The organism is Methanomicrobia archaeon (genome assembly GCA_011049045.1).
Classification (GTDB): domain Archaea; phylum Halobacteriota; class Syntropharchaeia; order Alkanophagales; family Methanospirareceae; genus JACGMN01.
The window spans coordinates 18,881-30,722 of record DSCO01000048.1 but is presented as its reverse complement, the minus strand read 5'-3'; the positions used below and the strand labels follow the sequence as shown (position 1 = coordinate 30,722).

The following is an 11,842-nucleotide window of genomic DNA, read 5'->3' as shown; positions in this document are numbered from 1 at the left end:
TTCTTCACAAAACCAGTGAGATAATCTACCTCGTCGGGAGCAAGGGAAAATCTGCTCATGAAACCAGTATGGAGTACCCCACATATAAATATTGACTGGAAAATAAATTGTCAAGACACTAGTAGGAACTGTAAGCGGTGCATGTGTAGTCCCAACAGATGATTTGTATATCAATCCGGACACCACTCTTTGCCATGGGCATTATGATATTGCAGATGCAACTGCAGCTGGGGTTATAATAATCAATGCCTCTAACATAGTATTAGATTGTAATGGCTCAACGATAAATGGAAATGGTTCTGGCTATGGAATTTATAATCAAGGATTTGACAATGTCACGATAAAGAACTGCAATGTGATGAATTATTTATATGGGATTTATGTGAATGATTCAACTAACAGTAAAGTAGAGAGTAACATCATTGTCAATAATGGCTATTGGGGCATCTATTTGAAATATTCACACAATACGAGCGTAACTGGCAATACACTTAATTCGAACCGACAAGGGATGAGGTTGGAAGATTCATCAAATAATACGATTTCAAAAAACAGTGTGGATACTTACGACGATCAAGGGATAAATATTTATCATAATTCTCCATACAACCGAGTGCTCAATAACACTATCAGTGGAGGTGCAAGTTACTCAGGTAATATCGGAATATCTCTTGATTGGGCTGACCATACTATAGTCATGGGGAATAACGTAACAAATAACCGGGGAAGAGGGATATCAATCAGTGGCAATTCCCAGCATGTTGTTGTTGATCATAACAATGTAAACAACAACAGTGGTTATGCTGGTTGTGGAATAACAATTACTTCTTCAAATAATATTGTAACTAACAACACTATTATTTTTAACGATTTAGGAGTTTGCCTCTTCAATTATCGCCGTTCTAATATAATTTCCAATAACATAATAGAAAATAACAATGAGGTTGGTATAGATCTTTTTGCAATGGATGATACTTTGATCTTCAATAATTCAATAAAGAACAATGGGGGATATGGGATAAAAATCTTCGAGTACAGTAAAAACAATAATATTAGTAACAATATAGTTTGTCAAAATTCTATCAGTGATTTTCTTGTTGATGTGAATGCTACAGAAAATTATGGTGATAACAACACCTGTTATAGTCCAGATGGATGGAACGATAATGGAACTACGGGATGTACTTTTATTTGTGAGTTGCCACCTAAACCTCCGGTTGCGGTGGTACCAACCCTCACACCCGTCGGCCTCATCGCACTGGTCGGCCTGCTATCGGCAATCGCTGCTGTAACCATAACGAGCAGAAAGAGGCGGTAAGCCTCTTTCAATTTTTTCGCGGGATGAGCCGCCTCGATAGAGTTCATCAACGGCCAGCGGCACGAGGGCCAGAAACCGGCGATACGGCTGAGCTGAGAATAGCAGAAAGGTTTTCATAGAAGTAAAGCATATTAGAAAAGAATGACATCAATGATCTAGAAAAGAAGCTACATGGATTTAGGAAAGACTGTAAAAGTAAAAGATAATATAAATTATAATTTATTGCCCAGTATTCTCATATTGTGTTATTTATTAGGAGTACGGGCGTCTTATCGCTTGTTTTGAGATGGCATACGATTGAAACTTCATCCCCATAAATCGCTCCCGTAAATATCTTTCATGGTAGTGAAATAGCGGCATAAGTATTTAAGTCTAGGGCTCTACACCTTTATTAGAAATCCCCTCCCTGCGCTCTTCTTTACCATGACGATCCGGATTTACAACACGCTTACACGGAAAAAGACACCGTTTGTACCGCGAGAGGGCGGCGGTAACGGCATGTACATTCGGCTCTTCGTCTGTGGGCCGACCGTCTACGACTATTCGCATATCGGTCATGCACGTACCTACGTCGCGTTCGACGTGATCGTGCGGTATCTCCGCTATCGGGGCTACGAGGTCTATTATCTGCAGAACATCACGGACATCGACGACAAGATCATCGCACGGGCACGCGAGACCGGCATGAACTGTCAGGAACTTGCCGGGACGTTCACCCGCGCGTATCTTGAGGATATGCGTGCTCTGCGCGTCACGAGCGTGCGGAAATACGCGCCCGCGACCGAATACATCGATGCGATCGTCGGGCAGGTGCAGCAGCTGCTCGAGCTGGGCTATGCGTACGAATTGGATGATGGCTACTATTATGACGTCTCCCGGTTTCAGGAGTACGGCAAGCTCTCGGGCCGTACCCTGGAGGACGCCGAGGATACCGTCTCACGTATCGATGATGCACGGGGAAAGCGGAACAAGGCGGACTTCTGCCTGTGGAAACGGTTTAAGCCGGGCGAGCCCTACTGGGAATCCGAGCTGGGCAAGGGACGACCGGGCTGGCATATAGAGGATACCGCGATTACCGAAACGGAGTTCGGGCCGACCTACGATGCGCACGGCGGCGCGCAGGATCTGATATTCCCGCATCACGAGGCTGAGATCGCGCAGATGGAGGCGATCAGCGGGCAGAAGCCGATGGTGAACTACTGGTTGCATACCGGGTTCCTGAAGGTCGGCGGACGGAAGATGTCCAAATCGCTCGGGAACTTCATCACCATTCGCGAGGCGCTGCAGTCATGGGACGTCGATACGCTCCGGCTTATGCTCATCTCCACGCACTATCGCAGCCCAATCAATTTTACGGAGACCGCGATGACCGAGTCACGGGACCGGTTACGGTACATACGCGAGGCCCGGAAGGCCGGTGTGAAAGCAGGAGACATGAAGCCCTGGATTGCGCGGTTCGTTGCGGCAATGGATGAGGATTTCAACACGCCAAGTGTCGTAGCGCTCCTGTTCGAGCTGGCAAAGCAGATGCATAAGACCGGAGAGGATCTCACGCCTGCGCTCGACGAAATCGGCGAGGTGCTTGGTATCGATTTTCATCCTCCTGTGGATCAGCTCCCGCACGAGCTTCTAGCCATGATCAAGCACCGCGAAGAGCTGCGGCGTCAGAAGCGCTGGGACGAAGCTGATCACCTGCGAACGGAACTAGAGAAGCGTGGGATTTTAGTAAAGGACACACCTGAGGGCACGGAGTGGACGGTAGACCGCCCCGAGTCGCGCTCTAAATAAATGCACTCCGGGTATTGAAAAAGAGCAGGGAAAATAAAGCTGAGGGGGATGTACTGCTTTTCACACCCCTCGCTCGCTTAGCTCAGTATCGCGCAAAAAGGATTCACCAGCCAGGCGCACCGGCCACCCGTTTGCCCGCATCAGGGCCCGAAGACGTGACGAAGATCTCCTGGACATCAACGACCAACGCGGCCTTCGGCTTGAGCTTGTCTGTCCTCGCCTTCACCATGGCGATCGCAGTGTTGAAGATCGGTCCGGAGTCCTCAAAATGCGCTTTGCCCTTGAACTGGTAGCCCTTACTGGTTGCATCATCCCAGACGGAAACCGCGATGCGGGGGTTCATCAGAATGTTCGCTCGGGTCTTATTCAGGAAAATGTCGACCATCATGAGCTGGTTCTTCGAGAGCACCTTCGCGAAGGCCATAGGCACGACGTTGGGGACGCCCTGATCAGAGACCGTGGCGATCGCCCAGCCGCCCGCTTTCGCGATGACCGCCTCCATCTCTTCCGTAATCTTCACCTCTTCGCCCGTTGCCCTCAATTCTTCCTCACGCTTCGCCACGCGCGCGAAATGAGATTCCTTCCTCTCTGCCATATGTTCCATCCACCTCCGGACATCTCCAAGGTCGAAGTTGTTTATATAACTTGCGATTTCGTTAGTGGGGGAAGAATGTCGATCAGCATGCTGCCTGACGGACCATGAGGTGCAGGACTGGCGGGATTGGATCAGCGGAGCATGGCTGCGGAGCGCCCGCCCGCCGTGTTTATTTCCCGTAGCAGTTAACGCCGGCGAACTTCTCACGGTATGCTGCAAGCAGTGGCGTCAACTTCCGCGCAGGCGCCGTCACCTTTTTCAGCCGCTCCTGGATATCCGCGTCGCTCAGCTTCACCTGCAATGAGCGGTTCGGGATATCGATCCCGACGATGTCACCGTTCTGAATGGCAGCGATAGCGCCGCCGTTGTACGCTTCCATCTCGATATGGCCGATGCACGGGCCTGATGTACCGCCCGAGAACCGGCCGTCGGTGAGCAAGGCCACTTTTGTGTAGCCTGCGCCCCTTATAGCATCCGTTGGCGTGAGCATCTCCGGCATACCCGGCGCACCGGCGGGACCCTGGAACGGTAACACGACAACGTCACCTTCCTTGATCTGCCGCGCTTCGATCGCGTCCAGCAAATTCTGCTCGGTATAAAAGACCCTCGCCGGCCCGGAATGCACCATCATCTCGCTCTCCACGGCCGTCTGCTTGATGACTGAGCTGTGCGCGATATTGCCCTTGAGCACCGCGATCCCGCCTTCCGTGAAGAACGGGTTCTCAAGCGGCCGGATAATCTTATCGTCCAGCACCCGCCCGGCCTCCGCGATCTCCATGATCGATGTGCCGTTAACGGTCGGCGAATCCTTCAGCATCGTTCGCAGGCGATTGAGCACCGCGGGAATACCGCCCGCACGGTCGATATCCGCCATCTCGTACGGCCCTGCAGGGATGATCTTACATAAATTCGGCGTCTCACGTGAGATCGAATCGAACAGATCCACGTCAATGTCCACGCCGGCTTCCTTCGCGATCGCGGGAATATGGAGCACGGTATTGGTCGAGCCGCCCATCGCCATGTCCACGCGAATGGCGTTCTCGAATGCTGCCGGAGTCATGATCTCGCGCGGCTTCACGTCCGCCTGCACCAGCTCGACGATCCGTTTCCCGGTCTCGTACGCCTGCTCCTTCTTCTTCGGGTCGATCGCGAGCGTGGTCGCGCATCGGGTGACGGACATACCCAGCACCTCGGTTACGGTTGCCATGGTGTTTGCGGTAAACAATCCGACGCAGGAGCCCGCGCCGCAGGCCAGCTGCGGGAGCAGTGCTTGCGCCTCCGCCTCGCTCAACTTCCCGCCTTTTACCTGTCCCACGATCCCGAAGCCTTCTATCGGGTGATGCTTCTGACCCTCAACGACATTGGCTTTCATGGGTCCCCCGGTGAGCATGATCGCGGGGATATTGAGCCGTCCCGCAGCCATAAGCATACCGGGCGTGATCTTATCACAGTTGGTAACGCCGACCCAGCCGTCCAGGGAGTGCGAGAGGGTCATGATCTCGATGTTATCAGCGATGTGCTCACGGCTCGGGAGGCTCAGGCGCATCTCCACGAACATCGCCACACCATCGCAGACACCGGGAACGCCCCATTCCAGGGGCACGCCGCCCGCATCTCGAATACCGCGCTTTACTTCCTGCGTCAGCTCGTTCAGCAGAATATGACCGGGCACGATAGTGTTGTAGCTGTTCGCCACCCCGATGAAGGGCTTGTCCAGCGCGAAATCCTCCTGCTTCAGGCCCGCGGACAGCAGCAACGCACGGTGCGGTAAGGTCTCAATCCTCTCCTTTAAAATGTCTGATCGCATGCTTACGTATCACCACACTAAGAACATCAGGCGTTTGTACTCTATAAACTTGGCCTCGGCGATGCACGACCGAGCCAAATCGTGGATGATCGGAAGCTTGAAAAATCACGCTCGCTCTGTGCCGCGCCTTCTTTCTGATAACACCCTGCAATAAGGGCGAGGAGTACGCAACAAAGATGCGACCTTTCCGCTCATGAACGCTTTACCATGCGTCAGTATTCCGTGCAGACCCCCAAAGAAGTCGGAGCAAAACCTGCAGGTTGTCAGCCGCGTTCGCTCGCGGTGGCCACAGAGCCCCTGTATCTTTTCGAGGTTCGAACTTCCGCGTTTACCTGCATCCTGTGCTAGCAACGCTCGCGTGCGCATTTTTATGCCGGCAGGCGCAACCATACCTTGATAACACCAGAAAGCTCTTTATGATCTTGAGGTATATCTCCATTCAGAAGAAGCACACCAGCGTGAGTAAAACCCAGAGAGGATAGCGAAAAGATGAATCAGGCAGTATTGATACTCATCAAACCAGATGGACTGAAAAAATCGTTGACCGGGAACATCTTAACGAGACTGTCGGAGATGAAGCTGGAGATCGTGGCCGCGAAGATGGTGCGGGTCTCACGCGAGTTGGCTGAGGCGCACTATAGTCACCTGCGCGATAAACCGTTCTTTGAGGAGCTGATACGGTATCTCCGGGGTGAGTTGCACGATCGTCGAAAAGTGATGGCGCTGGTTTATTGGGGTGACGAGGCGATAAGGAGGAGTCGCGAGCTTGCTGGTGCTACAAACCCCGAAGAAGCGGAGCCAACCTCTATTCGGGGCTCTTATGGCAGAATTCTGAGATCAGGTCTGTTTGAAAATGTCATTCATGTCTCATCCGATGAAGCCGAGGCGGAGCGCGAGATAAAGCTCTGGTTCATGCCTGATGAGATTATTGTTGATCTTTATCCGACCGAGGAGGTCGTCATCGAGGCGTACAAACGGCGTGCATGGGTACGCCCGACCGAGCAAAACGATGATGCTTACGTGAAGACGGTACGGGAAGAGACGGACGGGCACACAGAGACAACAGTATGAGGCGTAACGAAACGTGCTTTTTGTGATCCGTTTGTACTCCCGATGTGGGTGAGGAAGAGGAGCACCATACCACACCACACCACACAGACATCATGCGCTCCTCGTTCCCATTTCACGCCTGCTTCACCTAGCCAGGCGGTAGTAATCCGGTGCAGCGCCAGTTCACTTCCGCCGTCTTTGTGGTGATATTCACGACACATGCGGGGTTGCAGCCCTCTTTGGGCTCATAAGGGCCGAGATCGAGCCACCAGGTACCCGTTACCGCGTTGCAGGATGCGTTCGTCGTTATCCTTCCCACAGTGCTGCACTCGCTTGCTGCGGCGATCTCTAACGCTTCAGACAGGCTCATGCTCGCGCCGGTGCCGGTAACGCAGACGGTTTGCTGTGTCTCGCTGCCTCCGTCAGACTCAGACGGTAGTAATCCGGTGCAGCGCCAGTTTATTTCTGCCGTGCGCGTGTCCTCGGAGACGACGCAGGCGGGATTGCAGCCCTCATGCGGCGTGAAGGGCTCAAGATCGAGCCACCACGTGCGCGTGTAGTCGTTGTAGACGTAGGTACCGGTCAACGTCCCCTCCTGTATATCAGGTGCTGTTCTCTGCGATTGCGCGTGCTTCTTCATACGTCAGTGGTTCGAGTCCGCCCTGCGCATAGACCACGTCCATGATCTCCCAGTTTTCCAGCCATACGGTAACCGTCGCTCGATCGATCCTCGAGGGATCCTTCTCGGAGATCAGGAAGAAATCGAGCTCAACCTGCCAGCAGCCCGGACCGCGTGCCTGCACAACTTCCGTCACCTTCAGATCTCGGCCCTCGTAGTTCCTGTACGCGTCCAGGTTCAGTACGTAACTCCGTGCGATTTCCCGCGCCTCAAGTTCCTCGCGACCGGGTATATCCGCAATCGGTGCCTGTTTGAGCATGTCCCACTGCTCGTCGAGCGTCGCATAGGTCACCAGTCCCTGATTCACCACCACCAGTGCCGTGTGCGGTGTGATTACCTGCGCGAGCACCTGTCCTGTGCGGTTGCCGTAGCCCGCATGCCGCGATGTGAACTCAAAGACGAACAGCCAGCAGCTTGGGCAGCGTAGTGGCTCTGATCTGATAAACCGCAGATCAAAACCATCATACTGGTAGGTTGGCGAGTTCGCGACGAATGCGTGTGCGATCTCCCTGCTTTCCGCTTCCGTGACCTCTATGATGCTCGGCGCGGGGGAAATCCCATACTTCTCAAGGTCTTCGATCGGGTCGATACTGCTCGCCCAGAAATCGTTCGCCGCGCGGTGCACGCCCGCGCTCTTCAGCTCGCCCCGGACGAGCACCCAATCACCGTTCTCGATCCCCTCCACACTCACCGCGGGCCGCTTGGAATCGTCGTCCTCAACCATCTGGTCGTACCAGACCTGAACGGTCTTCCTGCCCGAGGAGAGCTCAAAGCAGGGGCAGAGCAGTTCGCCCAACAGATCAACCTGCCCGTAAACGATTACTTCCGTATCGTATACGGGATTCGCCAACAACTCCGCGACACTCACCATGCCTGCAGGCCGTTCCGGTCCCGGGGCGATACAGCCCACCATGAAGAGTGTTCCGACCAGAACACAGAGCACCGGAAGCGGCGCAAGCTTTACGAACAGAACATCTCGCTTTTCTTTTTCGGTTCTTACCACTACATTCTTCCCCTGTTTCATAGTATGCTCACCATTTTTCAGGTTCCATTGTATGCTCAGGTTCGTTTATCAGATTAAAAGGCTTTGCTAAGCTACGAATCGGTTCGTAGCCACGGAAAAGGCTTTATACCACCGCACGCAAGGTTCTGTACAAAGCGCGCTGATCAAGGCGCACCTAGTAGCATCACCAGGCATTGAGGAGGTGAGAGAGTAAGAAGATGAAGAAACTGGGAACGATAAGCGTGATCGCACTACTGGTGGTTTGTCTGGCGGCGGTCGGCTGTCTGGGCACGAGCTCGGAGGGTGATGCCGCGAACGCAGCGAGCAATACCACCATCGCCGTCTCGGGCACGGGGCTCATCAAGGTCGTGCCGAACAAGGTGACGGTGAATCTGGGTGTGGAGACGCAATCTGAGAATGTGACCGATGCGGTGGCGCAGAACGCGGCCAGGATGGATGCGGTGATCGCGGCACTGGACGCAGCAGGCGTACCGAAGGACAACCGTGAGACGAGCTATTTCCGGATCTTTCCGGTACGGTCTTATGAGCGGCCAGATGAAGGGATCCTGGGTTACCGGGTCACCAACGAGATAACGGTCGAGGTGCAGGATCTGGAGAAGGTGGGACCCGTGATCGACACGGCCATCTCTGCAGGAGCCAATACGGTGAATCACGTTGTATTTGGGCTGACCGAAGAGCGGGAGCGGGATCTGCGGCAGCAGGCGCTCACGGAGGCCTGCGCGGATGCACGCACGAAAGCGGACGCAATCGCCAGCGGGCTGGGTCTGAAGATCGTCGGCGTCGCCACGGTCACCGAAGGTGGGGTGTATACCTACCCGTATCGCGCAGGCGGCTACGATGAATACGCCAAGTACGCTCCAGCACCCTCGGTCGTCCCGACACCGATTGAGCCGCAGGACGTGACCGTCAGCGCATCCATCCAGGTCGTATACCGATGCCTCTGAGACACATTCACAGCGGGCACGTGAAACGTGAGTGAAAATGTGAAGCGATAAAAAAGCGGGCGTAGCTGGTACGTACGTACCGCACGCGAGCGGGCTACGCCCTGTTATTTTTTACTGCTAGCGCTAGTGAAACGTTGAGCGCGTTTCTACGGTACATCTCACTCAGAAGCTTATTTATAGCCCTTTCCAGCCTTCCTGCTCCAGCTTCAGGAACCGCTGAAGTGCTTCCGGATCCATAATGACGACCTCAAAGGCGACCTCGGCACCCCGCTGCTCCAGGGGCTCCCGTAACGAGTTCATGAGCATCTGCCTGATCGGCACAGGCACGCCAGCGAACGGCAGCGCCAGCGTGATCGTGACCTTGTTCCCGTCGACCTTCACGTCCTTCGCAATACCGAGCTCGACCAGCGTTCGATCGATTGCAGGATGTTTGACCGGTGCGATCGCAGCGCGAGCATTCTCTTCCGTTAGTGCTTCAGCCATGCTTCTTTTCTCTCCGTCTCTTTACTCACTACCTTCGGTTATAGAAAGGGCAACGAACAACATAAACGTTGGCTCAGTTCACCCGTGGGGATTCGTGGTGTGAACATGATGCTCTTTCAGCTCGTTCACGTGCCCCTGCGCCTTCGCCCAGTAGGACGCGGCATCTTCCCGTATGTCCGCGATCTCGTCAACGGTGAGACTGCGCACGACACGACCGGGGCTCCCGAGAATCATACTCCCCGGCGGATAAATCTTTCGCGGAGGCAGCAGAGCGCCGGCACCAATGATGCTGCCAGCACCCACGATGACCCCGGTGAGGATAATGGAGCCCATACCAACGATACAGCCGTCCTCGACTGTACAGCCATGCACGATCGCACCGTGCCCCACCACGCAATATTTGCCGATATGCGTTGCATGGCCGGCATCACCGTGCACGATACAGCTGTCCTGGATGTTCGACCATGCGCCGATATGAATCTCATAGGGATCGCCCCGAATCACGGCATTCGGCCAGACACTCACATGATCGCCCAGCTCCACGTTACCGATTACCGTGGCCAGCGGGTCAATATATACGGGCTCCGCTAAGTTCGGATAGTGGCCCTCGAAGCCACGAATCCTCACGCGCTCATTCACGATCACGTTACCATTTTATCGCCGCCAGCGTTTAAGTGTCGGAATGAAGGTAGTGGTCAGCGCTTTCGCCTGGTCCTCAGGCATGATATGCATGGTGATCATCAGTCCCGCGACTTTCTCGATCATCTCTTCCATACTCAGAGTAGGGTCGGTGAATGCACCGTTCTGGAAGCAATAGGTGCAGTATTCGTAGTTTGGTGAGCCGTCGACGTTCGTGCCGAAGTCGCTCTGTTTTTGCAACGGCATGCCGCAACTCTGACAGAAAGGGCCCGGTGGTTCTTCCATAAACGTTCTAGAAAACCTTTGAATCATGCCCATATAAAAAAGTAGCACGTGGGCCCTGCGGGGACGTGATGGAGCTCATCTCCACTATCGAACGTAGCAAACTAAGGCGGGTATCAAGAAAAGGGTGAATCCGCACAACTTCCGGCACTCGTGGTCGACGCATCTTGCCTCACGGTTGACGGAATCGCAGATGGAGGAATATTCAGGCTGGGTGCAGGGTTCGAAGATGCTCTCGATCTACGTGTACCTGTCAGGCCGGACCTCGATGGAGACCTGCTCAAGAGGTACGGGTTGGAGCCCCGGCAAGAGGAGCCCGCCAAGCTGAGGATCCCGGAGTGCCCGCATTGCTGCACCCTGAATACCGCGGGTGCCCGCGTCTGCGTGAACTGCCGCAAGCCGCTCGCGGTAATCTATGATCCCGCCCTCCATATACCTCTCTCTATGCCCACGCCAGGATCAGGATTCGAACCTGAGCGTCCCTAACGGGACAGTGACTCTCGAGGCCACCGCATTTGTCCACTCTGCCATCCTGGCCTTCTCGCTCTTCACGCTCGCGGTCAAGCAGAATCACATAAAAATACTGAGTCATGCTTAATAAAAGCGAGCGCCCACGCACAAGCAGGTTCGTTAGAAGAAGGACAACACGCCGAGATAAATGAGGGCGGCCACCGTCGAGCGGATAAATGTACCGATGATCACCGCAAGTAACGTCATGAGCGGCTGCATACCAATGAGCTGGCCGACAATGGAGCCGACGCCTGCACCGGTCCATTGTAGCGGAAAGATAACGAGCAGGACGACGCCGATGAAGCCAAGGCGGCTGGCCCACTTATGCTTCTGGAGCGCCTGCTCGCCACGTTCATTCACGCGCTCGACGAGCTTGCCCAGGCCAGGTATCTTCTTCGCATAATCAAAGTTCCAGACGAGGAACAGAGCGAGCATCGTATCAGTCCAGATAATGAAGGCGATGAGTGGTACCGGGGATATGCCCAGCCTCAGACCGGTGGGAACCACGGAGAGTGTTCCGAGCAGCGGGACGAAGGAATAGACAGTGAAGACCGTCATATAGTCCCCGAAATCATCAGGAACGACGAGCCAGAGGAAGAGCACCGTCGCACCACCGAGCGCCCAGGGGATGAGGAATTTGGCCAATTTGATCTTGTTCATGACCCTAACCTCACGAATACCGCCCCGCACGTTCATCTCGATCTCTTTGATCATCTATCTATC

The 11,842-nt window shown here is 54.2% G+C and carries 14 protein-coding genes and 1 tRNA gene; 5 read left to right on the top strand and 10 right to left on the bottom strand.

The genetic code is table 11. The features are described from left to right. The first annotated feature begins 106 nt into the window (after nt 1-106). Together ENN68_06520 and ENN68_06515 are read left to right on the top strand one after the other, a co-directional pair. Complete coding sequence (locus ENN68_06520) at nt 107-1,318, top strand: hypothetical protein (protein ID HDS45727.1); 1,212 nt, start codon at nt 107-109, stop codon at nt 1,316-1,318. Nucleotides 1,319-1,741: 423 nt separating this feature from the next. Then, nucleotides 1,742-3,106, top strand: a complete 1,365-nt coding sequence (locus ENN68_06515; GenBank protein ID HDS45726.1) for a cysteine--tRNA ligase — start codon at nt 1,742-1,744, stop codon at nt 3,104-3,106. A 103-nt stretch (nt 3,107-3,209) separates the two neighbouring features. Here the strand turns inward: ENN68_06515 and ENN68_06510 are convergent, their stop codons facing one another. Further along, a complete protein-coding gene (locus tag ENN68_06510) occupies nt 3,210-3,710 on the bottom strand; it encodes a pyridoxamine 5'-phosphate oxidase (GenBank protein ID HDS45725.1) in 501 nt (166 codons plus the stop codon). 160 nt (nt 3,711-3,870) lie between these two features. Next, on the bottom strand, nt 3,871-5,508 hold the full coding sequence (gene ilvD, locus ENN68_06505) for a dihydroxy-acid dehydratase (protein HDS45724.1): 1,638 nt from the start codon (nt 5,506-5,508) through the stop codon (nt 3,871-3,873). A gap of 489 nt (nt 5,509-5,997) precedes the next feature. Between ilvD and ENN68_06500 the strand changes: the two genes are divergently transcribed. Beyond that, a complete protein-coding gene (locus ENN68_06500) occupies nt 5,998-6,579 on the top strand; it encodes a nucleoside-diphosphate kinase (GenBank protein ID HDS45723.1) in 582 nt (193 codons plus the stop codon). Between the two features lie 127 nt (nt 6,580-6,706). On the opposite strand, the gene ENN68_06495 is transcribed toward ENN68_06500, so the two are convergent. Together ENN68_06495 and ENN68_06490 are read right to left on the bottom strand one after the other, a co-directional pair. Continuing rightward, on the bottom strand, nt 6,707-7,198 hold the full coding sequence (locus tag ENN68_06495) for a hypothetical protein (protein HDS45722.1): 492 nt from the start codon (nt 7,196-7,198) through the stop codon (nt 6,707-6,709). After that, complete coding sequence (locus ENN68_06490) at nt 7,161-8,261, bottom strand: hypothetical protein (GenBank protein ID HDS45721.1); 1,101 nt, start codon at nt 8,259-8,261, stop codon at nt 7,161-7,163. Before ENN68_06490 ends, ENN68_06495 begins: the two co-directional genes overlap by 38 nt. A 197-nt stretch (nt 8,262-8,458) precedes the next feature. Between ENN68_06490 and ENN68_06485 the strand changes: the two genes are divergently transcribed. Beyond that, nucleotides 8,459-9,205 carry a DUF541 domain-containing protein gene (locus ENN68_06485; GenBank protein HDS45720.1) on the top strand — a complete coding sequence of 249 codons (747 nt, stop codon included), beginning with the start codon at nt 8,459-8,461 and terminating at the stop codon, nt 9,203-9,205. 174 nt (nt 9,206-9,379) lie between these two features. Here ENN68_06485 and ENN68_06480 read toward each other — a convergent pair whose 3' ends face one another. The 3 genes from ENN68_06480 to ENN68_06470 form a co-directional block, all read right to left on the bottom strand. Then, entirely contained in the window at nt 9,380-9,688 is a 309-nt protein-coding gene (locus ENN68_06480; protein ID HDS45719.1) for a DUF59 domain-containing protein, read from the bottom strand. 78 nt (nt 9,689-9,766) lie between these two features. Further along, complete coding sequence (locus tag ENN68_06475) at nt 9,767-10,315, bottom strand: gamma carbonic anhydrase family protein (protein ID HDS45718.1); 549 nt, start codon at nt 10,313-10,315, stop codon at nt 9,767-9,769. 27 nt (nt 10,316-10,342) lie between these two features. Then, entirely contained in the window at nt 10,343-10,612 is a 270-nt protein-coding gene (locus ENN68_06470; protein HDS45717.1) for a transcriptional regulator, read from the bottom strand. 112 nt (nt 10,613-10,724) lie between these two features. Between ENN68_06470 and ENN68_06465 the strand changes: the two genes are divergently transcribed. Next, nucleotides 10,725-10,937 (top strand): hypothetical protein, encoded by a 213-nt coding sequence (locus ENN68_06465; GenBank protein ID HDS45716.1) that lies wholly within the window; start codon nt 10,725-10,727, stop codon nt 10,935-10,937. Here the strand turns inward: ENN68_06465 and ENN68_06460 are convergent. The 3 genes from ENN68_06460 to ENN68_06450 all read right to left on the bottom strand — a co-directional run bounded on the left by ENN68_06460 (nt 10,850) and on the right by ENN68_06450 (nt 11,833). Beyond that, entirely contained in the window at nt 10,850-11,041 is a 192-nt protein-coding gene (locus ENN68_06460) for a hypothetical protein (GenBank protein HDS45715.1), read from the bottom strand. The genes ENN68_06465 and ENN68_06460 overlap by 88 nt on opposite strands. Before the next feature lie 19 nt (nt 11,042-11,060). Beyond that, a tRNA-Ser gene (locus ENN68_06455) sits at nt 11,061-11,146 on the bottom strand. A 93-nt stretch (nt 11,147-11,239) separates the two neighbouring features. Then, nucleotides 11,240-11,833, bottom strand: coding sequence for a hypothetical protein (locus tag ENN68_06450; protein HDS45714.1), 594 nt, complete (start codon nt 11,831-11,833; stop codon nt 11,240-11,242). Nucleotides 11,834-11,842 lie beyond the last annotated feature (9 nt).

Bases quoted from the DNA above. Each gene is read 5' to 3' on its own strand.
- ENN68_06490 (HDS45721.1), bottom strand. From the start codon at position 8,261: ATGAAACAGGGGAAGAATGTAGTGGTAAGAACCGAAAAAGAAAAGCGA.
- ENN68_06460 (HDS45715.1), bottom strand. From the start codon at position 11,041: ATGGAGGGCGGGATCATAGATTACCGCGAGCGGCTTGCGGCAGTTCAC.
- ENN68_06480 (HDS45719.1), bottom strand. From the start codon at position 9,688: ATGGCTGAAGCACTAACGGAAGAGAATGCTCGCGCTGCGATCGCACCG.
- ENN68_06510 (HDS45725.1), bottom strand. From the start codon at position 3,710: ATGGAACATATGGCAGAGAGGAAGGAATCTCATTTCGCGCGCGTGGCG.
- ENN68_06485 (HDS45720.1), top strand. From the start codon at position 8,459: ATGAAGAAACTGGGAACGATAAGCGTGATCGCACTACTGGTGGTTTGT.
- ENN68_06495 (HDS45722.1), bottom strand. From the start codon at position 7,198: ATGAAGAAGCACGCGCAATCGCAGAGAACAGCACCTGATATACAGGAG.
- ENN68_06515 (HDS45726.1), top strand. From the start codon at position 1,742: ATGACGATCCGGATTTACAACACGCTTACACGGAAAAAGACACCGTTT.
- ENN68_06470 (HDS45717.1), bottom strand. From the start codon at position 10,612: ATGGAAGAACCACCGGGCCCTTTCTGTCAGAGTTGCGGCATGCCGTTG.
- ilvD (HDS45724.1), bottom strand. From the start codon at position 5,508: ATGCGATCAGACATTTTAAAGGAGAGGATTGAGACCTTACCGCACCGT.
- ENN68_06500 (HDS45723.1), top strand. From the start codon at position 5,998: ATGAATCAGGCAGTATTGATACTCATCAAACCAGATGGACTGAAAAAA.
- ENN68_06450 (HDS45714.1), bottom strand. From the start codon at position 11,833: ATGATCAAAGAGATCGAGATGAACGTGCGGGGCGGTATTCGTGAGGTT.